The 25,889-nt window shown below is 55.8% G+C and carries 26 protein-coding genes; 10 read left to right on the top strand and 16 right to left on the bottom strand.

The features are described from left to right. Positions 1 to 45: 45 nt before the first annotated feature. A complete protein-coding gene (gene yfhb / locus ABLU78_RS04230; protein ID WP_048229248.1) occupies positions 46 to 681 on the bottom strand; it encodes a phosphatidylglycerophosphatase C in 636 nt (211 codons plus the stop codon). A 214-nt stretch (positions 682 to 895) separates the two neighbouring features. On the opposite strand from yfhb, the gene ABLU78_RS04225 reads away from it, so the two are divergent. Beyond that, entirely contained in the window at positions 896 to 1,744 is an 849-nt protein-coding gene (locus ABLU78_RS04225; RefSeq protein WP_015370295.1) for a MurR/RpiR family transcriptional regulator, read from the top strand. A gap of 56 nt (positions 1,745 to 1,800) precedes the next feature. After that, positions 1,801 to 2,061 (top strand): YfhL family 4Fe-4S dicluster ferredoxin, encoded by a 261-nt coding sequence (locus tag ABLU78_RS04220; protein WP_015370294.1) that lies wholly within the window; start codon positions 1,801 to 1,803, stop codon positions 2,059 to 2,061. A gap of 8 nt (positions 2,062 to 2,069) precedes the next feature. Here the strand turns inward: ABLU78_RS04220 and acpS are convergent, their stop codons facing one another. From acpS to rpoE, 11 genes are all read right to left on the bottom strand, one after another. Next, positions 2,070 to 2,450 (bottom strand): holo-ACP synthase, encoded by a 381-nt coding sequence (acpS, locus tag ABLU78_RS04215; RefSeq protein WP_015370293.1) that lies wholly within the window; start codon positions 2,448 to 2,450, stop codon positions 2,070 to 2,072. Then, complete coding sequence (pdxJ, locus tag ABLU78_RS04210) at positions 2,450 to 3,181, bottom strand: pyridoxine 5'-phosphate synthase (protein WP_015370292.1); 732 nt, start codon at positions 3,179 to 3,181, stop codon at positions 2,450 to 2,452. The genes acpS and pdxJ overlap by 1 nt, the downstream gene beginning before the upstream one ends. A gap of 11 nt (positions 3,182 to 3,192) precedes the next feature. Beyond that, positions 3,193 to 3,930: a DNA repair protein RecO gene (recO, locus tag ABLU78_RS04205; protein WP_015370291.1), complete on the bottom strand. Its 738-nt coding sequence runs from the start codon at positions 3,928 to 3,930 to the stop codon at positions 3,193 to 3,195. An 11-nt stretch (positions 3,931 to 3,941) separates the two neighbouring features. After that, entirely contained in the window at positions 3,942 to 4,847 is a 906-nt protein-coding gene (era, locus tag ABLU78_RS04200) for a GTPase Era (protein WP_015370290.1), read from the bottom strand. Then, complete coding sequence (gene rnc / locus ABLU78_RS04195) at positions 4,844 to 5,524, bottom strand: ribonuclease III (RefSeq protein ID WP_020078171.1); 681 nt, start codon at positions 5,522 to 5,524, stop codon at positions 4,844 to 4,846. The genes era and rnc overlap by 4 nt, the downstream gene beginning before the upstream one ends. A gap of 253 nt (positions 5,525 to 5,777) precedes the next feature. Then, positions 5,778 to 6,752, bottom strand: a complete 975-nt coding sequence (gene lepB / locus ABLU78_RS04190; protein ID WP_020078170.1) for a signal peptidase I — start codon at positions 6,750 to 6,752, stop codon at positions 5,778 to 5,780. 14 nt (positions 6,753 to 6,766) lie between these two features. After that, positions 6,767 to 8,566, bottom strand: coding sequence for a translation elongation factor 4 (lepA, locus tag ABLU78_RS04185; protein WP_015370288.1), 1,800 nt, complete (start codon positions 8,564 to 8,566; stop codon positions 6,767 to 6,769). Between the two features lie 184 nt (positions 8,567 to 8,750). Continuing rightward, positions 8,751 to 9,230, bottom strand: coding sequence for a SoxR-reducing system protein RseC (gene rseC / locus ABLU78_RS04180; RefSeq protein ID WP_042893105.1), 480 nt, complete (start codon positions 9,228 to 9,230; stop codon positions 8,751 to 8,753). Next, positions 9,227 to 10,183 (bottom strand): sigma-E factor regulatory protein RseB, encoded by a 957-nt coding sequence (gene rseB, locus ABLU78_RS04175; protein WP_048229251.1) that lies wholly within the window; start codon positions 10,181 to 10,183, stop codon positions 9,227 to 9,229. The genes rseC and rseB overlap by 4 nt, the downstream gene beginning before the upstream one ends. Continuing rightward, on the bottom strand, positions 10,183 to 10,833 hold the full coding sequence (gene rseA, locus ABLU78_RS04170; protein WP_015370285.1) for an anti-sigma-E factor RseA: 651 nt from the start codon (positions 10,831 to 10,833) through the stop codon (positions 10,183 to 10,185). Before rseA ends, rseB begins: the two co-directional genes overlap by 1 nt. A gap of 32 nt (positions 10,834 to 10,865) precedes the next feature. Beyond that, entirely contained in the window at positions 10,866 to 11,441 is a 576-nt protein-coding gene (gene rpoE, locus ABLU78_RS04165; protein WP_002914074.1) for an RNA polymerase sigma factor RpoE, read from the bottom strand. Positions 11,442 to 11,863: 422 nt separating this feature from the next. On the opposite strand from rpoE, the gene nadB reads away from it, so the two are divergent. Next, positions 11,864 to 13,486, top strand: coding sequence for an L-aspartate oxidase (gene nadB, locus ABLU78_RS04160; protein WP_348820163.1), 1,623 nt, complete (start codon positions 11,864 to 11,866; stop codon positions 13,484 to 13,486). Here nadB and ABLU78_RS04155 read toward each other — a convergent pair. Next, positions 13,471 to 14,208 carry a tRNA1(Val) (adenine(37)-N6)-methyltransferase gene (locus ABLU78_RS04155; RefSeq protein WP_015370282.1) on the bottom strand — a complete coding sequence of 246 codons (738 nt, stop codon included), beginning with the start codon at positions 14,206 to 14,208 and terminating at the stop codon, positions 13,471 to 13,473. The genes nadB and ABLU78_RS04155 overlap by 16 nt on opposite strands. Before the next feature lie 130 nt (positions 14,209 to 14,338). Here ABLU78_RS04155 and srmB point away from each other — a divergent pair, with 130 nt between their 5' ends. After that, the gene (srmB, locus tag ABLU78_RS04150; protein ID WP_048229254.1) at positions 14,339 to 15,670 is read left to right on the top strand and encodes an ATP-dependent RNA helicase SrmB; all 1,332 of its coding nucleotides are present in this window, start codon (positions 14,339 to 14,341) and stop codon (positions 15,668 to 15,670) included. A 45-nt stretch (positions 15,671 to 15,715) separates the two neighbouring features. Here the strand turns inward: srmB and grcA are convergent, their stop codons facing one another. Then, positions 15,716 to 16,099 (bottom strand): autonomous glycyl radical cofactor GrcA, encoded by a 384-nt coding sequence (grcA, locus tag ABLU78_RS04145; protein WP_002914084.1) that lies wholly within the window; start codon positions 16,097 to 16,099, stop codon positions 15,716 to 15,718. A 312-nt stretch (positions 16,100 to 16,411) separates the two neighbouring features. On the opposite strand from grcA, the gene ung reads away from it, so the two are divergent. Then, positions 16,412 to 17,101, top strand: a complete 690-nt coding sequence (gene ung, locus ABLU78_RS04140) for a uracil-DNA glycosylase (RefSeq protein WP_020078167.1) — start codon at positions 16,412 to 16,414, stop codon at positions 17,099 to 17,101. 55 nt (positions 17,102 to 17,156) lie between these two features. On the opposite strand, the gene ABLU78_RS04135 is transcribed toward ung, so the two are convergent. Next, positions 17,157 to 18,227 (bottom strand): tRNA/rRNA methyltransferase, encoded by a 1,071-nt coding sequence (locus tag ABLU78_RS04135; RefSeq protein WP_048229256.1) that lies wholly within the window; start codon positions 18,225 to 18,227, stop codon positions 17,157 to 17,159. 204 nt (positions 18,228 to 18,431) lie between these two features. Here ABLU78_RS04135 and trxC point away from each other — a divergent pair, with 204 nt between their 5' ends. The 5 genes from trxC (at position 18,432) to ABLU78_RS04110 (ending at position 24,154) form a co-directional block, all read left to right on the top strand. Next, positions 18,432 to 18,857: a thioredoxin TrxC gene (gene trxC / locus ABLU78_RS04130; RefSeq protein ID WP_015370277.1), complete on the top strand. Its 426-nt coding sequence runs from the start codon at positions 18,432 to 18,434 to the stop codon at positions 18,855 to 18,857. 69 nt (positions 18,858 to 18,926) lie between these two features. Further along, positions 18,927 to 19,625, top strand: coding sequence for a tRNA-uridine aminocarboxypropyltransferase (gene tapT / locus ABLU78_RS04125; protein ID WP_015703189.1), 699 nt, complete (start codon positions 18,927 to 18,929; stop codon positions 19,623 to 19,625). Positions 19,626 to 19,660: 35 nt separating this feature from the next. Continuing rightward, positions 19,661 to 22,336: a protein lysine acetyltransferase gene (gene pat / locus ABLU78_RS04120; protein ID WP_045367493.1), complete on the top strand. Its 2,676-nt coding sequence runs from the start codon at positions 19,661 to 19,663 to the stop codon at positions 22,334 to 22,336. A 96-nt stretch (positions 22,337 to 22,432) separates the two neighbouring features. Beyond that, positions 22,433 to 23,788: a CDP-diacylglycerol--serine O-phosphatidyltransferase gene (pssA, locus tag ABLU78_RS04115; protein WP_015370274.1), complete on the top strand. Its 1,356-nt coding sequence runs from the start codon at positions 22,433 to 22,435 to the stop codon at positions 23,786 to 23,788. A 42-nt stretch (positions 23,789 to 23,830) separates the two neighbouring features. Continuing rightward, the gene (locus tag ABLU78_RS04110) at positions 23,831 to 24,154 is read left to right on the top strand and encodes a YfiM family lipoprotein (protein WP_048229258.1); all 324 of its coding nucleotides are present in this window, start codon (positions 23,831 to 23,833) and stop codon (positions 24,152 to 24,154) included. 2 nt (positions 24,155 to 24,156) lie between these two features. Here ABLU78_RS04110 and ABLU78_RS04105 read toward each other — a convergent pair whose 3' ends face one another. Beyond that, positions 24,157 to 25,455, bottom strand: a complete 1,299-nt coding sequence (locus ABLU78_RS04105; RefSeq protein ID WP_032708912.1) for an MFS transporter — start codon at positions 25,453 to 25,455, stop codon at positions 24,157 to 24,159. Between the last annotated feature and the right edge of the window lie 434 nt (positions 25,456 to 25,889).

The following is a 25,889-nucleotide window of genomic DNA, read 5'->3' as shown; positions in this document are numbered from 1 at the left end:
TACATGGGCGCTATATATCGCCCAAATAATTCGCCTGCAGCGGAATTATTCGAGCTGCTGGAGATCGCCCTGCGGCGTCACCCGCCAGCGATGCTGGCAAAAACAGAGTAGCGGGTTATCCTGCTCGCTATCGCTATAGCCGCTATATAAGCGTAGCGGCGCGCCGATCCGCTGTTCCAGCTGCGCTACTTTCTCATGGCCCAGGCAACGCAGCGTCAGCACCCAGCCGCCGCGACGGCGGCTCATGCGACTGGCGATAAGCTTTACGCGCGGCAGCCAAAGCGTATCGGCATAGACCTGTTCCACCAGCGACTGCGGTGAGCCGGTAATCAGCCAGACATCGGCATCGGTACTGGTTAAATAGTCGTTTAGCCGGCCCTGTACCACCGGAAAGGCGGTCACTTGCTGGCGAAACCAGCTAACGAACTCCGCCTCCAGACGCTTAAGATGACTTTCACGCCGGCCGCAGGTGGCGGCCCACAGCAGCAGGCTCATCGGCCAGCGCGCCGCGCGTCCGTTAACCAACAGGCCCAGCAGTACTATTGGCGACAAGGCCGCCACTGACAGTACGTTGAGCGGTTGACGACGTAAGAGGTAACGAATAAAGCTGCCGAACATATCCTGCTGGTGCAATGTGCCATCAAGATCGAAAAACACGACTCGTCGCGCGTTACTGTTCAAACCGAACTCCTTTCTGGTACGGATTTTCCTGGCGATGCCGATAGCTTAACAGGCTTGCCGCGACGAGCGCGAAATTGTCTGCCACGGTTGAGGCAAGATTCAGAATCTGACCCATTCGCATAATTCTTCACAGCAGAATTTTTAATTCGTACTATTCCACTTATAATCGAATACAAAATTCTTTCAGCCGCTAACGCCCTCCTTCGGAGAAGCCATGAACTGTTTAATCCGCATCCGCCAACGTTACCCGTCGCTGGCGGCGAGCGACAAAAAACTTGCCGACTTTATTCTGGCTCAGCCGGACCAAACCCGCCATCTCAGCTCGCAGCAGCTGGCGGGCGAAGCGGGCGTCAGCCAGTCCAGCGTGGTGAAGTTCGCGCAAAAAATGGGGTTCAAAGGCTTTCCGGCATTAAAACTGGCGCTCAGCGAAGCGCTGGCCAGCAGTCCGGACCCGCACTCTGTACCGGTACATAACCAAATCCGTGGCGACGATCCGCTGCGTCTGGTGGGTGAAAAGCTGATCAAAGATAACATCGCGGCGATGCACGCCTCGCTGGACGTCAACAGCGAAGAGAAACTTCTGGAAGCAGTGGCCCTGCTGCGCGATGCTCGCCGGGTGATCATTACCGGCATCGGCGCCTCCGGGCTGGTGGCGCGCAATTTTAGCTGGAAGTTAATGAAAATTGGCATCAACGCCGTCGCCGAGCAAGATATGCATGCGCTGCTGGCAACGGTGCAGGCGATGTCGGCGGACGATCTGCTGTTGGCTATCTCCTATTCCGGTGAACGCCGCGAGATCAATATGGCGGCCGCTGAAGCGCTCCGCGTCGGCAGCAAGATCCTCGCGATCACCGGTTTCACTCCCAACGCGTTGCAGCAGCAGGCTTCACAGTGTCTTTACACCATTGCTGAAGAGCAGGCGACGCGCAGCGCAGCGATCTCCTCCACCAGCGCGCAAATGATGCTCACCGATCTCCTCTTTATGGCGCTGGTGCAGCAAGATCTCGAACACGCGCCGGAACGCATACGCCATAGCGAAGCGCTGGTGAAAAAGCTGGTCTGAGTAGAAAATGGGCGTATAATGCCCGCCCTGTTTGTGTTGTTTCTGAGATTTTCCTGATGGCGCTGTTAATCACCAAAAAATGCATCAATTGCGATATGTGCGAACCGGAGTGCCCGAATGAGGCCATTTCGATGGGCGAGAGCATTTATGAGATTAACAGCGACCGCTGCACCGAGTGCGTGGGCCACTACGACACGCCAACCTGCCAGAAAGTGTGCCCGATCCCGAATACTATTCTCAAAGATCCGGCCCACGTCGAGAATGAAGAACAGTTGTGGGATAAATTCGTGCTCATGCACCACGCGGATAAGCTTTAACCGCGGGTTTAGCTTTCGACGATCACCGTGGCGCAGGCGTAGTGGCGTTCATCGGCGAGAGTGACGTGAATAGCGCTTACCCCCATCCGTTCGGCTAAAAGCTTTGCTTCACCCCATAGCCGCAGTTTCGGCTTGCCCAATTCATCGTTGTAAACTTCGAACTGGTTAAACGCCAGGCCGTTGCGAATACCGGTTCCGAGCGCTTTCGCCGCCGCTTCTTTGACCGCAAAGCGTTTTGCCAGAAAACGCACCGGCTGCTGGTGCTGCTCCCAAATACTCCATTCGTGATCGCTCAGCACCCGGCGCGCCAGGCGATCGCCGCTACGGGCGATCACCGCTTCGATGCGGGCGATTTCGACGATGTCGGTACCCAGCCCGAGAATCGCCATTAGCCGCGCGCTTCCAGCATCAGGCGTTTCATTTCCGCGACAGCCTCTTTCAGGCCGCTCATCACTGCGCGACCAATAATGGCATGGCCGATATTCAGTTCGTGCATTTCCGGTAAGGCGGCAATGGCTTTCACGTTGTGATAGGTCAGACCGTGACCGGCGTTCACCTTCAGGCCAAGGCTGGCAGCATAGGTCGCCGCTTTGGCGATACGCTCAAGCTCTTTAGCCTGTTCGGCATCGGTTTTGGCATCGGCATAGCAGCCGGTATGGATTTCAATATACGGCGCGCCCACTTCGGCAGCCGCTTTGATCTGCTCATCATCCGCGTCGATAAACAGGGAGACCAGAATACCGGCATCCGCCAGGCGCTGACAGGCATCGCGCATCTTATCGCGCTGCCCGGCCACGTCCAGCCCACCCTCGGTGGTCACTTCCTGACGCTTCTCCGGCACCAGGCAGCAAAAGTGCGGTTTAGTTTCGCAGGCGATCGCCAGCATCTCTTCGGTAACCGCCATTTCAAGATTCATTCGGGTATGCAACGTCTGGCGCAGGATGCGCACGTCACGATCGGTGATATGGCGACGATCTTCGCGCAGGTGCACGGTGATACCATCGGCGCCGGCCTGTTCAGCAATAAAAGCCGCCTGCACCGGATCCGGATAAGCGGTACCGCGCGCGTTACGCAATGTCGCAATGTGGTCAATATTGACCCCTAACAGTAATTCAGCCATGACAATCCTCGTTAATCATTATTCGTATTATCGGCTCGCGCCTTTCGCGCGGGCATAAACTGGCGAAACAATTCCCGGCTCTTGAGCGGTTTCCCTCCAAGATACGGCTTCAGGGCGATGCGGGTAAAGCGCTTCGCGGCGCGCAGCGTATCTACATCCGGAAACTCGCGGCTAGCCAACGCTTTCAAATGGTGCCCGGTAAACGTGCTGTTATCAATCACCAGGCTGGCGATAAAGCCTTTTTCTTCGCGATAGCGGTAGGTCATGGTGTCATCCACCGGGTCGCCGCTGCCGGCGCAGTGGAGGAAATCAACGCCATAGCCCAGGTGCCCGAGTAGCGCCAGCTCAAAGCGCCGCAGCGCGGGCTCCGGCGAACCGCTGGCCCCGGCAAGCGCCTGAATACAATGCAGGTAGTCGAAAAAGAGTTCAGAGAAGCGCGTTTCGTGCTCGAGCACGCGGGAGATGAGTTCGTTAACGTAAAGACCGCTGTAGAGCGTGATACCGCTGAGCGGCAGCGCCAGCGAGACGGCTTCCGCGCTGCGAAGCGTTTTGACTTCGCCGCGGCCGCCGAAGCGAACCAGTAAGGGGGTAAAGGGCTGTAAAGCGCCCTTGAGATTAGAGCGTTTGGAGCGTGCGCCTTTGGCAACCAGGCGCACGCGACCGGACTCTTCCGTGAAGACGTCCAGCATCAGACTGGTTTCGCTCCACGGTCGGCTATGCAGGACAAAGGCGCGCTGCCATCCATCCACGTTGCGTTAACTCAGAGGTCGTCAACGTAACCGAGACTGCGCAGCGCGCGCTCGTCATCGGCCCAGCCGGATTTCACTTTGACCCACAGTTCGAGGTGCACCGGCGCTTCAAACATCTCTTGCATGTCTTTGCGCGCTTCGATGCCGATGGTTTTGATTTTGGCGCCTTTGTTGCCAATTACCATCTTCTTCTGCCCTTCACGCTCGACGAGGATCAGGCCGTTGATGTCGTAACCGCCGCGTTCGTTACTCACGAAACGTTCAATTTCGACGGTCACGGAGTACGGCAGTTCAGCGCCCAGGAAACGCATCAGCTTTTCGCGGATGATCTCGGAGGCCATAAAGCGCTGGGAACGGTCGGTAATATAATCTTCCGGGAAGTGATGAATCGCTTCCGGCAGATGTTTACGTACGATCGACGCGATGGTATCAACGTTGGTGCCGGTTTCCGCAGAGATCGGCACAATGTCGAGGAAGTTCATCTGGCTGGCAAGGAACTGCAGATGCGGCAGCAGATCCGCTTTCTCCTGCACGTTATCAACTTTGTTGACGGCCAGAATCACCGGCGCGCGCGCATCACGCAGCTTGTTTAGCACCATCTCGTCATCTTGCGTCCAGCGAGTGCCTTCAACAACGAAGATAACCAGTTCCACATCGCCAATCGAGCTGCTGGCCGCTTTGTTCATTAAGCGGTTAATCGCGCGCTTCTCTTCCATATGCAGGCCCGGGGTATCAACATAAATCGCCTGATACGGCCCTTCGGTATGGATACCGACGATGCGGTGACGGGTAGTCTGCGCTTTACGGGAAGTGATCGAGATCTTCTGCCCAAGCAGCTTGTTCAACAGCGTGGATTTGCCAACGTTTGGACGACCAACGATGGCGACAAATCCGCAATAACTTTTTTCTTCGCTCATTCCAGCTCCAGTTTTTTCAGCGCCTGTTCGGCGGCAGCCTGCTCCGCCTTGCGACGGCTGGAACCTGTGCCAACCACCGGTTCACTCAGGCCACTGACCTGGCAGTGGATAGTAAATTCCTGATCGTGCGCTTCGCCGCGTACCTGGACGACCAGGTAAGACGGCAGCGGCAGATGACGACCCTGCAGATACTCCTGCAGACGCGTCTTCGGATCCTTTTGCTTATCGCCCGGGCTGATTTCGTCCAGACGAGTCTGGTACCAGGAGAGGATTAAGCGTTCAACATTCTGAATATCGCTGTCGAGGAAAACCCCGCCGATTAAGGCTTCTACGGTATCAGCCAGAATCGATTCGCGACGAAAACCGCCGCTCTTCAGCTCGCCAGGCCCAAGGCGCAGGCACTCGCCCAGTTCAAATTCGCGGGCGATTTCCGCCAGCGTATTGCCTCGCACCAGCGTCGCGCGCATACGGCTCATATCCCCTTCGTCTACCCGAGGGAAACGATGATAGAGCGCATTGGCGATCACAAAACTTAAAATAGAGTCGCCTAAAAACTCGAGACGCTCGTTGTGTTTGCTGCTGGCACTGCGGTGAGTTAATGCCTGTTGCAACAGCTCCTGATGAACAAAAGTGTAGCCCAGCTTTCGTTGAAGCCGATTAATTACGATGGGGTTCATGCGTTACCAATAAATGAATGCGTCAAAGATGCAGCACACGAAACCGACCTGAGCATACATACCCTTGATATATAAGGGCAGAAACTAACCAACGCGGTTTCGTGTGCAGTGTCACTCTTTCGAGAGACAACCAAAAACTTCGGGGGGATATTCTATACGCAACGACAAGGGATGTCGTTAGTTTGGATGGATTTAAATACTAAATAATTCACGCTGCCGTTATTGCACTGGCAGCGTGAATTAAGACGAGGAATTAGTGGATGCCGCCAATGCGCGATAAACGTACGCCGGTTGGCCACTCGCCTTCCTGTTTTTCGAAGCTCATCCAGATGGCGGTGGCTTTACCCACCAGATTCGCTTCCGGCACGAAGCCCCAGTAACGGCTGTCGGCGCTATTGTCGCGGTTGTCGCCCATCATGAAGTATTCACCCGGCGGAACGACCCACGTTGCCAGCGGCTGGCCGGACTGACGATAGTACATCCCCACCTGATCCTGAGCGATGGGTACCGTCAGAATACGGTGGGTCACTTCACCCAGCGTCTCTTTACGCTCGGTCAGACGAATACCATCGGCTTTGGTTTCGCCTTTCGGCAGTTGCCAGAAACCGCTGGTGGCTTCGCCGCCGTTGCGGCGGGAGAAGGTCTGAACGAAATCGCTTGGTTCGACGTTGGAGTAGGTGATCGGCAAGGCGCTACCGCATGCCTGACCCGACGCGCAGCCAGGCTCAATCGTCACCTGTTTAGCCACCGGATCGTAAGTGACTTTATCGCCCGGCAAACCGACCGCGCGTTTGATGTAGTCCAGACGCGGATCTTCCGGATATTTAAACACCACGATATCGCCACGTTTCGGATGACCGGTTTCGATCAGCGTTTTCTGGTAGATCGGATCTTTTATGCCATAGGCGAATTTCTCCACCAGGATAAAATCGCCAATCAGCAGAGTCGGCATCATCGAACCTGACGGGATCTGGAAAGGTTCATAGATAAACGAACGCACAATCAGCACAATCGCCAGTACCGGGAAGACCGAGGCGCCGGTTTCCAGCCAGCCCGGTTTCGGGCCGACTTTCTTCAGCGTCTTCTTGTCCAGTTGCTCGCCGGTCGCTGCCTGAGCAGCGGCCTGACGTTCACGACGTTTTGGTGCGAATATGAACTTATCCAGACACCACAACAGCCCTGTCACAAGGGTCGCAATGACCAGAATCAGGGCAAACATGTTCGCCATGCCAACTCCTTAGATTATTTGCCGTCTTTACCAACGTGCAGAATGGCGAGGAACGCTTCCTGCGGCAGTTCAACGTTACCGACCTGTTTCATACGCTTCTTACCTTCTTTCTGCTTCTGCAGCAGCTTTTTCTTACGGCTGACGTCGCCGCCGTAGCATTTCGCCAGGACGTTTTTACGCAGCTGTTTCACGGTAGAGCGCGCGATGATGTGGTTACCAATAGCCGCCTGAATCGCAATATCGAACTGCTGACGCGGGATCAGATCTTTCATCTTCTCGACCAGCTCGCGGCCACGATACGGCGCGTTGTCGTTGTGCGTGATGAGCGCCAGCGCATCGACGCGCTCACCGTTGATCAGCACGTCAACGCGCACCATGTTAGAGGCCTGGAAACGCTTGAAGTTATAATCCAGCGACGCATAGCCGCGGGAGGTGGACTTCAGACGGTCGAAGAAGTCGAGGACCACTTCCGCCATCGGGATTTCATAGGTCAGCGCAACCTGTTTGCCATGGTAAACCATGTTGGTTTGCACACCGCGTTTCTCGATACACAAGGTGATCACGTTGCCGAGGAACTCCTGCGGCAGCAGCATGTGACATTCGGCGATCGGCTCACGCAGTTCCTGAATATTATTCAGCGGCGGCAGCTTCGACGGACTATCGACGTAGATAACCTCTTTAGAGGTGGTTTCTACTTCATAGACTACCGTCGGCGCGGTGGTAATCAGGTCAAGATCGTATTCACGCTCCAGACGCTCCTGAATGATTTCCATGTGCAGCAGGCCGAGGAAGCCGCAGCGGAAGCCGAAGCCCAGCGCCGTAGAGCTTTCCGGCTCATAGAACAAGGATGCATCGTTCAGACTCAGTTTACCCAGCGCATCGCGGAAGTTCTCATAGTCATCAGAGCTCACCGGGAACAGACCGGCGTAGACCTGCGGCTTCACTTTTTTGAAGCCCGGCAGCGCCTTATCCGCTGGATTACGCGCCGCGGTCAGGGTATCGCCCACCGGCGCGCCGAGGATGTCTTTAATAGCGCAAACCAGCCAACCCACCTCGCCGCATTTCAGTTCGGTACGGTCAACCTGTTTCGGGGTGAAGATGCCCAGACGGTCGGCGTTATAGACCTGACCGGTGCTCATCACCTTAATTTTGTCGCCTTTGCGCATGGTGCCGTTTTTAATACGCACCAGCGACACGACGCCTAAATAGTTATCGAACCAGGAGTCGATAATCAGCGCCTGCAGCGGCGCGTCCGGATCGCCTTCCGGCGGCGGAATATCACGAACCAGACGTTCCAGCACATCCGGCACGCCGACACCGGTTTTCGCCGAGCAGCGAACCGCGTCGTGAGCGTCGATACCGACGATATCTTCAATCTCGTCCGCTACGCGCTCAGGGTCGGCCGCAGGCAGGTCGATCTTGTTAAGAACCGGGACGACTTCGAGGTCCATTTCCATCGCGGTATAGCAGTTCGCCAGGGTCTGGGCTTCTACACCCTGCCCGGCGTCAACCACCAGCAGCGCGCCTTCGCACGCCGCCAGGGAGCGCGATACTTCATAGGAGAAGTCAACGTGGCCCGGGGTGTCGATAAAGTTGAGCTGATAAGTTTCACCATCGCTGGCTTTATAGTCCAGGGTGACGCTCTGCGCCTTGATGGTAATGCCGCGCTCACGTTCAAGGTCCATGGAGTCCAGAACCTGGGCCGCCATTTCGCGATCAGAAAGGCCACCGCAAATCTGGATGATACGGTCAGACAGCGTCGACTTACCGTGGTCGATGTGAGCGATGATCGAAAAGTTACGTATATTCTTCATATTTAGAGTTAATTATGCCTTACGAGTCTCATGAGGCCGCTGTTCTGTGCCTGACGTTTTTTAATCCGAAAACGCCGCATTCTACACTACATCCGCGAAACCAGGAAATGCTGTTAGATCCAGCATAACGGCAGAATTGTGGCGTTGTATCAGGAAGCGTAAATAAAGATGAGGGACAGTGAAATCACTGCCCCATTTCAGAGGAAGGCGTATCGACGCGCAGCAGATCCGGCGGTAAACCAACGCTTAAAATCACCGGCTGCCACGACTGGCGAGCAGCCAGCTTCGGCGACAGCCCACGCGCCACCAGGAACCCGCCGACACCGCCCAACAGCGCGCCGCACAACGAAGCGATATCGCTGGCAAACAACACCTGAAAAATAGATGCCATCACAAACAGCCCGAACAGCGGCGCCATGTAGACCAGCAGCGCCGAACCCAGCAGGCTGCTTTCAGCAATGCCCAGCTCCACTTTTTGCCCGGCCGTCAGCGGCTGCTCACAGGGGACGCTAATGGTATGGCTGGTTTGCGGCCCCAGTTTATTGAGCACCCGGCTACCGCACCCGGCGCGCGAGGCACAGCTGCTGCAAGAGGCTTTAACATCGCAGTGAACCTGCGCCACGCCGTTGTGCCAGGAGACAACAGTCGCCCACTCTTTGATCATTGCGCGGCCCTGAACTTAATACTGTCGGAGATACGTTTTGCCGTCTGCGGCGGTAACTCTCCCACCACTGAGATTTCGGCGTTATCGCGCACCGAGGTACTGACGGTACGGCGGCCGGTGCGCAGCAGCTGATCGCTACTGTTTACCGTCGCGCGGTTAACGTTGACGGAGAAGCTGAACAGACCATCGGAATAGAGACGCGACTCGACAGGGCCATCGAAGGTCGGTAAACGACGCTGACTGCTGGAAACTTCCGTCACGCCCTGCGGCAGCCAGGTCGGCTCCCAGTTAAAGTTGGCTTTATTGCCGCTTTCCGGGACCGACAGCTGCGGCGGCAGGCTGGCTTTCGACAGCGCTTCCATACTCGAGCTTACGTTATCACCGATATTGAATGAGACCACCCGGAACTGCTCCAGGGTTTCACCGTCGCGGTCGAGCAGGTCGACGCGCAGCGGCAGCTTGGTCTCGGCATCCAGCCACGCAATGTAGCTGTAGCGCGTACCGTCGCGGGCTACTACGCGCACCACATCGCACAGGCGATCGGCGATACGCGTACGGCCAACGGAGATGAAATCATAATACGAGGCCAGCTTTTTGAAATCGGTATACACCAGAGACGGCAAGGAATCGACGATATAGTCGCCGTTCAGAGTGAAGGGATCGAGACCGGGTTCAAAATAGCTGATTTCAGTACCGCGCAGCACCACTTCCCGACGCGGACCGTCGAGCTGCAGCAACTGAGCAAGGGGCTGGTTGTTCAACCGCACGTGACGATAGCGCAGCGACTCAACGCCCTGTTTGTTGATACTGACAAAAGACAGCTCGTAATTGAGGGACTGGCTAGCCAGGTTCATCTGCTGCAACAACGCCCCGGACGATGTATCAGCCGAGGCGTTGGTGGAGAAGAACAGGCTGCCCGCCATGAGCGACATGGCACACCAAAGTTGCTTCATTACTGCGATTGCGTTCCTAAAGTTTGATAACCCGGCACCTGAACAGCGGCTTGCTGAGTCTGGGCCTGGCCAAACTGAAGCTGCTCAGCGTGCAGGCGACGCTGCAATTCATAGTCCTGCAGCATAGCATTAATACGACGACGTTGCTCCTGAACCTGCGCCTGCTGACCGCTGCCGGCGGAGGCATCAGCCGGAACGCCCAGGCTAACCGGGCTGGCTTTGCCCATCATCGGCATAGTGTTGAAGACTGGCGCTTCCGGCTGCTGGGAGGCATCGGAGTGTCCGTTATACTGCTGGACGCCGACGATCACAGCCAGAGAAACGCACGCTGCCACACCCATTTGGGTAAGCGAGCTGGCCCACGGGCGTACTTTCTGCCAGAAAGGCATTTGACGCCACTGGTGTGGAGCAGGTTGAGACTCAGGAATAAGCGGCGCAACCTGACGAGCAGGTTCGTTCTCGATGGCGGCCATCACGCGAGCTGAGATATCGAATTGGAGCATCTCGGCGGTATCGCCTCGCAGCGTGTCGCGGATGAGATGGTAGCTCTCCCAGGTTTTTTGCATTTCAGAAGAACGACTCAGCTCATTGAGCAGCTCGTTATCCAGCGTTTCACCATCCATTAAGGCCGAAAGTTTTTCTTTCTGCATGCCTGATACCCTTTTCCAGTATTCCGCTATCGTCAACGCCTGATTAGCGGTTGAACTTTATTATCAATAGCTTCACGTGCCCGGAAGATACGCGAACGTACCGTGCCAACCGGACAATCCATGATGGCGGCTATTTCTTCATAGCTCAGGCCATCCAGCTCCCGCAACGTAATTGCCATGCGTAAATCTTCGGGAAGCGATTCAATGGTACGAAAAACTATTTGTCTCAGCTCTTCTGACAACATTAAGTTCTCAGGGTTCGAAATTTCTTTCAATGCCCCGCCGCTTTCGAAGTTTTCCGCCTCGTTGGCGTCAACATCGCTTGATGGCGGACGGCGTCCCTGAGCAACCAGATAATTCTTTGCCGTGTTTACGGCGATACGATACAACCAGGTATAAAAAGCGCTATCCCCCCGGAAAGAATCCAGCGCACGCCACGCCTTCACGAACGACTCCTGAACAACGTCAGCAATATCGCCCGGCGGTACATAGCGGGAGACCAGACTTGCAACCTTGTGCTGATAGCGCACTACCAGTAGGTTAAAAGCTTTCTGATCTCCTTTCTGGACCCGTTCAACGAGGACCTGATCCGTTAACTGCTCGCTCATCCGAGGTAATGTCTCCCCAAACCCAATTCCCATGCGTATTCAGAACACCACCCAAGCACTGCATTATGAGCAAGCAGTCGTTTGGAGTGTCTGAACACAATAAAGTTCCGTTACGCTTTTGATTTTTGTCTGACAACGGTGGACTGATTGTTATCTCTCATTATAAGTCCCGTTGTTCAACGCCAGGTAAGCTAATGAAGAAAAAGCGCAAGGCCCGCCTGAAGGGTAACGTAACACAACTTATTTTTCACTATAAAATCTGAAGGTAACGGCTTGCTTCGCAAATATTTTCTTTCGTTTACATATTTGCTTTTCTGCCACCCTTGTTTAGCCCGCACAACCATTCACGAAAATAATTGTACGATTTAGCCCCACCAGGTGCTATGGTGAGGCTATTGTGTTTAGTAAATTAAACAGAAGCTATGAAGACGACTCCTGACTTTTCCTGTGATGTGTTGATTATCGGCAGCGGCGCTGCCGGATTGTCTCTGGCGCTGCGCCTGGCGGAACGCCACTCGGTTACCGTCCTGAGCAAAGGGCCGGTTAGCGAAGGCTCGACGTTCTACGCCCAGGGTGGAATTGCCGCCGTTTTCGATGAAACCGACAGCATCGAATCCCACGTCGAAGATACGCTCATCGCCGGGGCCGGACTTTGTGACCGTCATGCCGTCGCCTTTGTCGCCAGCAACGCCAAACCCTGCGTACAGTGGCTTATCGATCAGGGGGTACTATTTGATACCCAGGTGCAGGCCAACGGTGAAGAGAGCTATCACCTGACCCGCGAAGGTGGCCATAGTCATCGGCGGATCCTGCATGCCGCCGATGCCACCGGCAAAGAGGTTGAGACGACGCTGGTTGGCAAAGCGCTGGCGCATCCGAATATCACCATTCTGGAACGTAGCAACGCGGTTGACCTGATTATCTCCGATAAGATTGGCCTGCCGGGTACCCGGCGGGTAGTCGGCGCGTGGATCTGGAACCGTAATAATAAGGAAAAGGTAGAAACCTGCAGCGCAAGAGCCGTGGTGCTGGCGACCGGCGGCGCAGCTAAAGTTTATCAATACACCACCAATCCTGATGTCTCCTCCGGCGACGGCATCGCCATGGCCTGGCACGCGGGATGCCGTGTGGCCAATCTCGAATTTAACCAGTTCCACCCTACCGCGCTGTTTCATCCACAGGCGAGAAACTTCCTCTTAACGGAAGCCCTGCGCGGCGAAGGCGCGCTGTTGAAACGGCCTGACGGTAGCCGCTTTATGCCGGACTTCGACGAACGCGGCGAACTGGCCCCGCGCGATATCGTCGCCCGCGCCATCGACCATGAGATGAAGCGCCTCGGCGTCGACTGCATGTATCTGGATATTAGCCATAAGCCCGAAGCGTTTATTCGCCAGCATTTTCCGATGATTTATGAAAAGCTACTCGGACTTGGTATTGATTTAACCAAAGAGCCGGTGCCTATCGTGCCCGCCGCCCACTACACCTGCGGCGGCGTGATGGTGGATGATAACGGACGTACCGACGTCGACGGTCTGTACGCCATCGGCGAGGTAAGCTACACCGGGCTGCACGGCGCCAACCGCATGGCCTCGAACTCATTGTTGGAGTGTCTGGTGTACGGCTGGTCGGCAGCCGAGGACATAGCGAAACGCCTGCCGCTGGCGCAAGCGGCGGAACAGCTGCCGCCATGGGATGAAAGCCAGGTTGAGATCCCGGATGAACTGGTGGTGATTCAACATAACTGGCACGAACTGCGCCTGCTAATGTGGGACTATGTCGGAATTGTGCGTACCACCCGCCGGCTGGAACGTGCGCTGCGGCGCATTACTATGCTGCAGCAGGAGCTGGATGAGTATTACGCGCGTTTTCGCGTCTCCAATAACTTACTGGAGCTGCGCAATCTGGTGCAGGTGGCCGAGCTTATCGTGCGTTGCGCCATGCAGCGTAAGGAGAGCCGCGGCCTGCACTACACGCTCGACTACCCGGACACACTGGAAAACAGCGGCCCGTCGGTGCTCTCGCCGCTTGCTCACATAAAGAGATAGAAGTCGCGGGTCAGCGCGGTAAAGCCTTCAGAGTACTGCTGCTCTGGCCCACGAACCACCAGCCGATCGCTGAAACACTCGCCGGCGCTGGGAGAGAATGCCAGCAGGACCCGATGCGGCGGGCGCATTTCTGTTTCCGCCACGTCGGTGCGTAAGCGCAAATGCCACCCCATCGCTTTCGCCCGTTCGACAAACGCATTACCAATATCCACCGGCAGCACCACGCAGAAAAAGCCCTCCTCGGTAATCAGATCCGCGGCGCAGGTGAGCAGCGTCGTATGATCGAGCGAGGTGGTATAACGCGCTTGTTCGCGCTGCGACGTCGCGCAAGGTACGCCTTCGGCAAAAAACGGCGGATTGCTGACGATGAGCTCATAGCGCCGCGGCGGCTGCGGCTGCCACTGCTGAATCGGCGCCTGGTATACGGCGATGCGTCCAGGCCAGTTGCTGGCCGCCACGTTATCCCGCGCCTGCGTCGCGGCCTCTTCATCCAACTCCACCGCATCCAGTTGGACTGAATTCGCGGTACGCTGGGCTAACATTAATGCCAACAAACCGCTGCCGGTTCCGATATCCAGCACGTGCTTCACCTGAGCAATCGGCGCCCAGGCGCCCAGCAGAATACCGTCGGTACCGACTTTCATGGCGCAGCGATCGTGGGCGACGAAAAATTGTTTAAAGGTAAAACCATTGCGCGGCAGCGCAAACTTCGACTGAGACATCCTCAAAACCTTGCTGACGAAAACTCCTGTGCTTAAGGCTATGCACAATACCGGAGAACAGATAGCCTTACAAACAGATGAACATTACGTCAGTAACGTCTATAATCGGCGGCCCACTCAGAGGTAGAACATGACTGTAACGACTTTTTCCGAACTTGAACTCGACGAAAACCTGCTGGAAGCGCTCCAGGATAAAGGTTTCACACGCCCGACAGCCATTCAGGCCGCCGCTATTCCGCCTGCGCTTGATGGCCGTGATATTCTCGGTTCTGCGCCGACAGGCACCGGTAAAACTGCGGCATATTTGCTGCCAGCGTTGCAGCATCTGCTTGATTTTCCGCGCAAGAAATCGGGGCCGCCGCGGATCCTTATCCTGACGCCGACCCGCGAGCTGGCGATGCAGGTTGCCGATCACGCCCGCGAACTGGCGAAGCATACCCATCTGGATATTGCCACCATTACCGGCGGCGTTGCGTACATGAACCACGCGGAAGTGTTCAGCGAAAACCAGGATATCGTGGTCGCCACCACCGGTCGCCTGCTGCAGTATATTAAAGAAGAAAACTTCGACTGCCGCGCGGTAGAAACGCTGATCCTTGATGAAGCGGACCGCATGCTGGACATGGGCTTTGCCCAGGATATCGAAACCATCGCCGGTGAAACCCGCTGGCGCAAGCAGACCATGCTGTTTTCCGCCACGCTGGAAGGCGATGCGATTAAAGACTTTGCCGAACGCCTGCTGGAAGACCCGGTGGAAGTTTCCGCGAATCCGTCGACCCGCGAACGTAAAAAAATTCACCAGTGGTACTATCGCGCCGATGATATCGATCATAAAACCGCGCTGCTGGTTAATCTGCTGAAGCAGCCGGAAGCAACCCGCTCTATCGTGTTCGTGCGTAAACGCGAGCGCGTTCACGAGCTGGCCGCTAAGCTGCACGAAGCAGGCATTACCACCTGCTGGCTGGAAGGCGAAATGGTGCAGATCAAACGTAACGAAGCGATTAAACGCCTGACCGATGGTCGCGTGAACGTGCTGATTGCCACCGACGTCGCCGCGCGCGGTATTGATATTCCGGATGTCAGCCACGTGTTTAACTTCGATATGCCGCGCACAGCCGATATCTATCTGCACCGTATTGGCCGTACCGGCCGTGCAGGTAAGAAAGGCACCGCTATTTCGCTGGTTGAAGCGCACGATCACCTGCTGCTGGGCAAAATCGGCCGCTACGTTGAAGAACCGCTGAAAGCTCGCGTGATTGATGAATTGCGCCCGAAAACCCGCGCGCCGAGCGAGAAGTTAACCGGTAAACCATCGAAGAAAGTGCTGGCGAAACGCGCCGAGAAAAAAGAGAAAGAAAAAGAGAAGCCGCGGGTGAAGAAACGCCACCGCGATACCAAAAACATCGGTAAGCGCCGTAAGCCAAGCTCTGCCGTGACGCCGTCAACGTCCAACGAAGAGTAAAAAAAACGCCGGGATATCCCGGCGTTTTCACATCTGGCTTCAGCCTTACAGGCTTTCGGTAAAGGTACGAGCGATAACGTCGCGCTGCTGTTCCGGAGTCAGAGAGTTAAAACGCACCGCGTAGCCGGAAACACGAATGGTCAGCTGCGGGTATTTTTCCGGGTGCTCAACGGCATCCAGCAGAGTTTCGCGACGCAGCACGTTCACGTTCAGGTGCTGACCGCCTTCCACGCGGACTTCCGGTTTCACGTCTACCGGGATTTCACGGTATTCGATTTCACCCAGTTTGCTCACCGCAACTACGTCATCTTCCGCAAAACCACCTTTGGCACACAGGCAGCGCGCTTCGCCTTTTTCGCTATCCAGCAGCCAGAAAGAGTTCAGCAGGTCGTCGTTTGCCGCTTTAGTAATTTGGATACCAGTAATCATTTGATGCCTCCCAGGCAGTGTTTATTCGATTTTGGCCTCTTTGCGGCCAATTGGTAAAACCATTGTTGTATGAGTGTATATATATCAGCCACACACCCGGCATTCATTGACTTAAATCAACAAAAACCACTCACTCAAAGTGGGTATATGAGGATAGTATTGTTTTACATCAAGTTACGCCAGTAGCCACCATAAAAAAATTTGTAAATTTTCAATTTTTTTTATGCGAAACCAGTCAGGAATGACGTCGCGATTTTGTTATGCAGAAAGAAGCAGTTAAGCTATGGGCATGACACTTTGCAGGAGAGCGAGATGACCACCCCATTAACCTGGCACGACGTGCTGGCGGAAGAGAAGCAGCAGCCCTATTTTCTCAACACCCTCAAGACCGTCGCCGAAGAGCGCCAGTCCGGCATGACTATCTATCCGCCGCAGAAAGACGTCTTTAACGCCTTTCGCTATACCGAACTGGGCGAGGTCAAAGTGGTCATCTTAGGTCAGGATCCCTATCACGGCCCGGGACAGGCGCACGGTCTGGCCTTTTCTGTTTTACCGGGAGTGCAGATACCGCCGTCGCTGCTGAACATGTATAAAGAGCTGGAAGGCACCATCCCCGGCTTTCAGCGCCCGGCGCATGGTTATCTGGAAAGCTGGGCGCGCCAGGGCGTGCTCCTGCTTAATACCGTGTTAACGGTGCGCGCCGGTCAGGCGCATTCACACGCCAGTCTCGGCTGGGAAACCTTTACCGATAAAGTGATAGCGCTGATTAACCAGCATTGTGAAGGAGTGGTATTTCTGCTGTGGGGGGCGCACGCGCAGAAAAAAGGCGCCATTATCGATCGCCAGCGCCATTGCGTCCTGAAAGCGCCGCACCCGTCGCCGCTGTCGGCGCACCGCGGTTTCTTCGGCTGCAACCACTTTGTGCAAACCAACCAGTGGCTGGCCGAACGCGGCGAGGCGCCCATTGACTGGATGCCGGTGCTGCCCGCTGAAAGCGAGTGAGCGACGGCAATAAAAAAGCCAGCATCAGCTGGCTTTTTGCATTCAGAGACCGTTATCAGGCCTTATTCTGACGCCACCATTCCGCCAGCAGCACGCCGGTCGCCACGGAGACGTTAAGGCTTTCGACGTTGCCGGTGCCATCGATGGCGACGTTGAGGTCAGAGCTGGAGATCGCCGCATCGGACAGACCGTCGCGCTCCTGGCCTAATACCAGCACCATTTTCTTCGGCAGCTCGGCCTTAAACAGCGGCGTACCGTTATGGCTGGAGGTCGAGACGATGGCGTAGCCAGCCTGACGGAACTGCGTCAGGGTATCGATAAAGCTGTCGCCGGTGATCGGCTCAACATGTTCCGCGCCGCCTTCTGCAGTACGGATCGCCGCGCCAGACTCCAGCACGCCGGCATCCTGCACTACCACGCCTTTCACGCCAAAGTGCGCGCAGCTACGCATAATCGCGCCGAGGTTGTGCGGGTTGCCAACATCTTCCAGCGCCAGTACGCAATCTTCGGCTTCTGCTTTCGCCACCCACTGGGCCACGGAAGTACCATGACGTTTTTTGATCAGGAAGCAGACGCCGCCGTGGTGTTCGGTACCAGACGCCTTCGCCAGTTCGGCTTCGTCCACTACGTGGTAGGCCTTACGGTTGGCCGCCATCCAGCGCAGCGCCTCTTTAAAGCGCGGAGTGACGCTCTGGATAAACCAGGCGCGTACGATGGCTTCCGGACGGCTCTGGAACAGCGCCTGACAGGCGTTCTCGCCGTAGACGCGGGTCTCTTCCGCGCGCTGACGGCGCAGCACTTCCGGATCGATAAAGCTCTTACCGCTGATGCCGCCGTGATCTTCTTTTACCGGCGTATCATCGCCCGGAGCACGGGAAACGGTGCGCCACGGGGACGCATCATCACGGTTAAAATCATTACGCTTGCGATCGTCGCGTTTGCGATCGTCGCCGCGGCTGTTACGTTCATCGCGCGCAGGGCGGCTGCGGCCGTCAACACGTGACTTTCCTGGACGCCCTCCCCCTTTCCCGGTACGCGGGTTATGGGTACGTTTGTCAGAATCATCATCACTGCGGACATACATCACTTTGACCTTGCCGCTTTTATTTTTCAGTTCGTCGCTCATCTATTTTCTCCACCTGCGCTGCGCGAAGCGCGAAGATTACCCGATGTATCTTCACTTAGCCATTATTTCATTTAAAAGCCTTGGTCTATTGTAACCATCGAACAAAAGACATTGTCCTTTATTCGCGCCTCATCGATAATATGTAACATTACAGAAACAAATCGGCCACGTGCCGCGCTGCAACCCCATAACCAGAGGTTAGTTATGAATACCGTTTGTGCCAGTTGTCAGGCTCTTAACCGCATCCCCGAAGACCGTAGCGCTGATGGCGCCAAGTGCGGACGCTGCGGCCACGATCTCTTTGACGGCGATGTCATCAACGCGACCGGGGCAACGCTGGATAAACTATTAAAGGACGATCTGCCAGTCGTTATTGATTTCTGGGCCCCGTGGTGCGGCCCATGCCGTAGCTTTGCGCCGATCTTTGAAGATGTGGCTGAAGAGCGCAGCGGCGAAATGCGTTTTGTGAAAGTGAACACCGAAGCCGAACGCGAACTGAGCGCTCGCTTCCGCATCCGCAGCATTCCAACCATTATGATGTTCAAAAATGGTGAAATGGTCGACATGCTGAATGGCGCCGTCCCCAAAGCGCCGTTCGATAGCTGGCTGAACGAAGCCAACCAGCAGTAACCCCACCGGGGCACCGCTTGTGCCCCGTTTTCTCCTCTGCGACAATAGCGTTTTTCATTAGCGACTCCCATGATTGATAACGCTGTCCTTCGGCTACGCGCCGAACGCCTCGCGCGCGCAACCCGGCCTTTTCTTGCTCGCGGCAACCGCATCCGCCGCTGCCAGCGCTGCCTGCTCCCCCTAAAACAGTGTCTGTGCGCAACGCTGGCGCCAGCGCAGGCCGACAGCCGCTTTTGCCTGGTAATGTTCGACACCGAGCCGATGAAGCCCAGCAATACCGGGCGCCTTATCGCCGATATTCTGCCCAACACCGAAGCGTTTCAGTGGTCGCGTACCGAGCCGCCGCAGGCGCTGCTCGATCTGGTCGCCAATCCCGATTATCAGCCCATGGTCGTCTTTCCGGCCTCTTATGCCGGAGCGGAACGCCAGGTACTGAGCGCCCCGCCGGAGGGTAAGCCGCCGCTGTTTATTATGCTCGACGGCACCTGGACGGAAGCGCGGAAAATGTTTCGCAAGAGCCCGTATCTCGATGCGCTGCCGGTAATTTCTGTCGACCTGTCGCGCATCTCCGCCTATCACCTGCGCGAAGCCCATGCCGACGGTCAGTACTGTACGGCGGAAGTCGCCATCGCCCTGCTGGACTTAGCCGGCGACGCGCAGGCGGCGGCCGCGCTTGGCGATCACTTTAGCCTGTTCAGAAGCCGCTATCTGGCGGGAAAAACGCAGCATAAGGGCAGTATCACAGCACAACAGGCTGAAAGCGTTTAAAATCATTCGGTCACAGGGGATCAAAGGAGACCGGAATGAGCCAACGAGGCCTGGAAGCACTGCTGCGGCCAAAATCGATCGCCGTCATTGGCGCATCGATGAAACCACAGCGCGCTGGCTATTTAATGATGCGCAATTTGTTGGCCGGCGGTTTTAATGGCCCGGTCCTGCCGGTGACGCCCGCCTGGAAAGCGGTGCTTGGCGTACTGGCGTGGCCGACTATCGACAGCCTGCCGTTTACCCCGGATCTGGCGGTGCTCTGTACTAATGCCCGTCGCAATCTCGAGTTGCTCGAGGCCTTAGGGCGGAAAGGGTGTAAAACCTGCATTATCCTCTCTTCACAGCCAGACCAGTACCCGGCGCTGCTCGAATGCGCCGCCCGTTATCAAATGCGTCTGCTCGGTCCCAACAGCCTGGGGCTGCTGGCGCCGTGGCAGGGTCTGAACGCCAGCTTTTCGCCGGTCCCTATCCAGCGCGGCAAGCTGGCGTTTATCTCGCAATCCGCCGCCGTCTCTAACACCATTCTGGACTGGGCGCAGCAGCGCGAAATGGGTTTCTCGTACTTTATTGCGTTGGGCGATAGCCTTGATATCGACGTCGACGACCTGCTCGATTTTCTCGCCCGCGATAGCAAGACCAGCGCTATTTTGCTCTATCTGGAGCATCTCAGCGATGCCCGGCGTTTTGTCTCCGCTGCCCGTAGCGCATCGCGTAATAAACCCATTCTGGTCATCAAAAGCGGCCGCAGCCCGGCGGCGCAGAAATTACTGCATGTCAACTCAGGGATGGATCCCGCCTGGGATGCCGCTATTCAGCGGGCGGGGCTGCTGCGCGTGCAGGACACCCACGAGCTCTTTTCCGCCGTTGAAACCCTGAGCCATATGCGCCCATTGCGCGGCGAAAAGCTGATGATTATCAGTAATGGCGCGGCGCCGGCAGCGCTGGCGTTGGACGAACTGTGGCTGCGTAACGGCAAGCTCGCCAACCTCAGTGAAGCCACCTGCGACCAGCTCAGGCAGGCGTTACCGACGGGCGTCGAGGTTGCTAATCCTCTGGATCTGCGCGATGACGCCAGCAGCGAGCATTATCTCAAAGCGCTGAATGTGTTGCTGGACAGCCAGGATTATGATGCGCTGTTGGTGATCCACTCCCCCAGCGCCGCAGCGCCGGGTACCGAAAGCGCGCTGGCGTTGATTGATGCCCTTAAGCGTCATCCACGCGGGAAATACGTCACGGTGCTGACGAACTGGTGCGGGGAGTACTCTTCCCAGGAGGCGCGACGGTTGTTTAGCGAGGCCGGTATCCCAACCTATCGCACGCCGGAAGGCACTATTACCGCCTTTATGCATATGGTGGAATACCGTCGCAACCAGAAACAGCTACGGGAAACGCCGGTATTGTCCGATACGTTGACCGCCAATACCGCAGAGGCCCACACGCTGTTGCAGCGCGCGCTGAGCGAAGGCGCGACCTCGCTGGACACCCATGAGGTCAGCCCGCTGCTGCGCGCCTACGGCATCCATACTCTTCCCACCTGGATTGCCGCCGACAGCGCCGAAGCGGTACATATCGCCGAGCAGATTGGCTACCCGGTGGCGTTGAAGCTACGTTCGCCGGATATTCCGCATAAATCGGAAGTTCAGGGCGTCATGCTCTATTTACGTACCCCAGCTGAAGTCCAGCAGGCGGCGGACGCGATTATCGACCGGGTAAAAATGGCCTGGCCGCAGGCGCGCATTCATGGCCTGTTGGTACAGAGTATGGCCAACCGTGCCGGGGCGCAGGAGCTCCGGGTCGTCGTCGAGCATGACCCGCTTTTCGGCCCGCTGATTATGCTTGGCGAGGGCGGCGTCGAATGGCGAGCGGAAAATCAGGCCGCGGTCGCCCTGCCGCCGCTGAATATGAACCTGGCGCGTTATCTGGTGATCCAGGCCATCAAGAGTAAAAAGATCCGCGGGCGCAGCGCGCTACGCCCGCTGGATATTCCCGGACTCAGCCAACTGCTGGTGCAGGTCTCTAACCTGATTGTCGATTGCCCCGAGATCCAGCGGCTGGATATTCACCCCTTGCTTGCTTCCGGCAACGAGTTTACCGCCCTCGACGTTACTCTCAGCCTGGCGCCATTTAGCGGCGACAGCGAAAGCCGACTGGCAGTCAGACCCTATCCGCAGCAACTTGAGGAATGGGTGGAAATGAAAAACGGCGAGCGCTGCCTGTTCCGGCCGATCCTGCCTGAGGATGAACCACTATTATTGGCCTTTATTGAGCGGGTCACCAAAGAAGATCTCTATTACCGCTACTTCAGCGAGATCAACGAATTCACCCATGACGACTTAGCCAATATGACGCAGATCGACTACGATCGTGAAATGGCCTTTGTTGCGGTTCGCGCCACGGAGCAAGGAAGCGAGATCCTCGGCGTGACCAGAGCAATTTCCGATCCTGATAATATTGATGCCGAGTTTGCCGTGCTGGTGCGTTCTGACCTGAAAGGTTTAGGCCTTGGCCGACAGCTTCTTGAAAAACTGATCGCCTATACGCAGAGCCATGGATTACAGCGCTTGAATGGCATCACCATGCCAAATAACCGCGGCATGATAGGCCTTGCCAGAAAGCTTGGTTTTGCAGTGGATATCCAGTTAGAAGACGGAATAGTGAGCCTGTCTCTTGCGCTGAATACGTTACATTCGGTGACAAGCGACAGCAATTAATGACCACATTCGCGGGTAGTAATGGTATTATTGCCCGCTTACGTCATCTGCATGGTACAGAAGACCCTTCAATAAACAGAGAAGAAACGCACTGTGATGTTGTCAAAATTTAAGCGTAATAAACATCAACAACACCTTGCCCAACTCCCTAAGCTCTCTCAGTCAGTTGATGATATCGAGTTCTTTTACGCGCCGGCTGATTTCCGCCAGGCGCTACTGGCAAAGATAGCCCACGCCACCCAGCGTATTTGCATTATTGCGCTCTATCTTGAGCAAGATGATGGCGGAAAAGGAATACTGCAAGCCCTGTATGACGCTAAACGCCAGCGTCCAGAACTGGATGTGCGCGTGCTGGTTGACTGGCATCGCGCCCAGCGTGGCCGTATCGGCGCGGCAGCCTCCAATACCAATGCCGATTGGTACTGTCGCATGGCCCAGGAAAACCCAGGGATTGATATCCCGGTGTATGGCGTCCCGGTCAATACCCGGGAAGCGCTCGGCGTGCTTCATTTTAAAGGCTTCATCATCGATGACAGCGTTATTTATAGCGGCGCCAGCCTGAACGATGTGTACCTGCATCAGCATGATAAATATCGCTACGATCGCTATCAGTGCATCCGCAACGGCAAGATGGCCGACGTGATGTTCGACTGGGTCGAGCAGAATCTGGTACAGGGTCGCGGCGTGAATCGACTCGATCGCCCGGATCGACCAAAAAGCCCGGAAATCAAAAATGATATTCGCCAGTATCGCCAGGATCTGCGCGAAAGCGGCTATCACTTCACCGGCAATGCCGATGAAGATCAACTGTCAGTCACGCCGCTGGTTGGGCTCGGTAAATCGAGCCTGCTCAACAAGACTATCTTCCACCTGATGCCGTGTGCGGAACATAAGCTGACCATCTGCACCCCGTATTTCAACCTGCCCGCCGTACTGGTCAGAAATATTATTTCTCTGCTACGCAGCGGAAAAAAAGTGGAAATCATCGTCGGCGACAAGACCGCGAACGACTTCTATATCCCGGAAGATCAGCCGTTTAAAATCATCGGCGCTTTACCTTATTTGTACGAAATTAACCTGCGTCGCTTCCTGAGCCGTCTGCAGTATTATGTGAATACCGATCAGCTCATCGTACGTTTATGGAAAGATGACGATAATAGCTACCACCTGAAAGGCATGTGGGTTGATAACGAATGGATGCTGCTGACCGGCAACAACCTCAATCCGCGCGCCTGGCGGCTGGATTTAGAAAATGCCGTGCTGATCCACGATCCTAAGCATCAACTGCGCGAAATGCGGGAAAAGGAGCTTCAGCTCATCCGTACACATACGACGGTAGTGAAGCACTATCGCGATCTACAAAGCATCGCCGACTATCCGGTGAAGGTGAAAAAGCTTATCCGCCGTCTGCGGCGCATCCGCATCGACCGCCTCATCAGCCGCATTCTCTAAGATCAACGCCCCGTAATCCGGGGCTTTTTTTCAGGAAGAATTATGCGCTACTTCATCATTATTGCCCCTTTACTACTCAGCGGCTGCAGCCATATGGCCAATGATGCCTGGAGCAGTCAGGACAAGGCCCAACACTTTCTCGCGTCGGCAATGCTCTCCGCCGCCGGCAATGAATATGCGCAGCATCAGGGGTACAGCCGCGATCGCAGCGCCGCCATCGGTCTGATGTTTTCCGTTAGTCTGGGGGCATCAAAAGAGTTATGGGACAGCCGCCCGGCAGGGAGCGGCTGGAGCTGGAAGGATTTCGCCTGGGATGTCGCCGGCGCCACCACCGGCTATACGGTGTGGCAACTGGCGCATCAATGAGGTTACAAACGCAACCCCTTCCCTTTACCATGCAGCATCAGGGAGACCAGGAAGGCAATCGCCGCCATTACCGTCACGTACCAGTAGAAGGCATTCTCCATTCCTATAGATTTAAGCGACAGCGCGACGTATTCAGCTGAACCGCCGAACAACGCGTTTGCTACCGCATAGGACAGGCCCACGCCCAGCGCGCGAACCTGTGCCGGAAACATTTCCGCCTTCAGGATCCCGCTGATGGAGGTGTAGAAGCTGACGATCAGCAACGCGCAAATCACCAGCGCAAATGCGGCATACGGCGAGCTAACATTCTGCAGCGCACTCAAGATTGGCACGGTAAACAGCGTCGCCAGCACGCCGAAACACAGCATTGAAGTACGGCGCCCCACCTTATCCGAGAATGCGCCAAACAGCGGTTGTACCAGCATATACACGAAAAGCGCCGCCGTCATAATCATGCTGGCTGTGCTGGCCGACATGCCGGCGGTATTCACCAGATATTTTTGCATATACGTGGTGAAGGTGTAAAAAGTCAGCGAACCGGCGGCAGTAAAGCCCAGTACCATGACAAAAGCCCGGCGATTACGCCACAAACCTTTAAAGGAACCGGCCTCTTTCAGCGCACGGGTTTCCTGCTTCGAGGTTTCATCCAACTGACGACGCAGCCACAGCGCGACGATGGCCAGTACTGCGCCCAGCGCAAAAGGAATACGCCATCCCCAGGCATGCAAATCTTCATCACTGAGGATTTGCTGTAGTGCGACAACGACCAGTACCGCCAGCAGTTGACCACCAATTAACGTAACGTACTGGAAGGAGGCGTAGAATCCTTTCTTTCCTTCTACTGCGACTTCACTCATGTAGGTCGCGCTGGTGCCATATTCCCCGCCAACGGACAGGCCCTGGAACAGACGTGCCAGCAACAGCAGTGCCGGCGCCCAGGTACCGATAGTGGCGTATCCCGGTAGACAAGCAATCACCAGCGAGCCGAAGCACATCATGCATACCGAAATAAGCATTGAGGCTTTACGTCCGCGTCGGTCAGCAATACGGCCAAATAGCCAGCCGCCGATGGGGCGCATCAGGAAGCCAGCAGCAAAAACTCCGGCCGTTTGTAACAATTGAGTGGTGGTATTTCCTGAAGGGAAGAAGATGTGCGCAAAATAGAGTGAGCAAAATGAGTAGACATAAAAATCAAACCATTCCACCAAGTTCCCTGAAGATGCCCCCACAATTGCCCATACACGGCGCCGGGTATCGCCCTGCTCCAGGGAACCCTGCTCGTTAATGCTACTTTCTGTCATTATAATTTTGCTCCAGCAAAGACCGTAATCTGTCTCATCGGGCGTGACACGTCACTCAGACAAATTAATTAGTGAACCAAATGTTATATAATTGTTATTTATTTATATGTGATTGTATTCACATTTTTTTTCGTAACACCGGTTTTCGCGATTAACGTCAGTACATGAGCAGTGAAAAAGTGAATTATGGCGAAGTGGTTACAACGACGGGGTTTTATATGGCTTTGAATGAAGGTGATGAGATGGTGTAGCAAGATTTTCCCGCAGGCGGTTCAACCCCGGGAAGGAGCGGTAGCCCCGGTAAGCGCAGCGCCACCGGGGAGATGGCGAAGTACCTGGCCGCAAAACACAAAAACAAAAGGCCCGGTCTTCCGACTGAGCCTTTCGTTTACGTTGCTATGACAGCGGCTTTCCCCGGAGGCGGTGCTGCGCAC

It is taken from the genome of Klebsiella sp. JN_Kp122 (assembly GCF_040062085.1).
GTDB lineage: Bacteria > Pseudomonadota > Gammaproteobacteria > Enterobacterales > Enterobacteriaceae > Klebsiella > Klebsiella aerogenes.
This window is presented reverse-complemented; position numbering and strand designations above follow the sequence as displayed.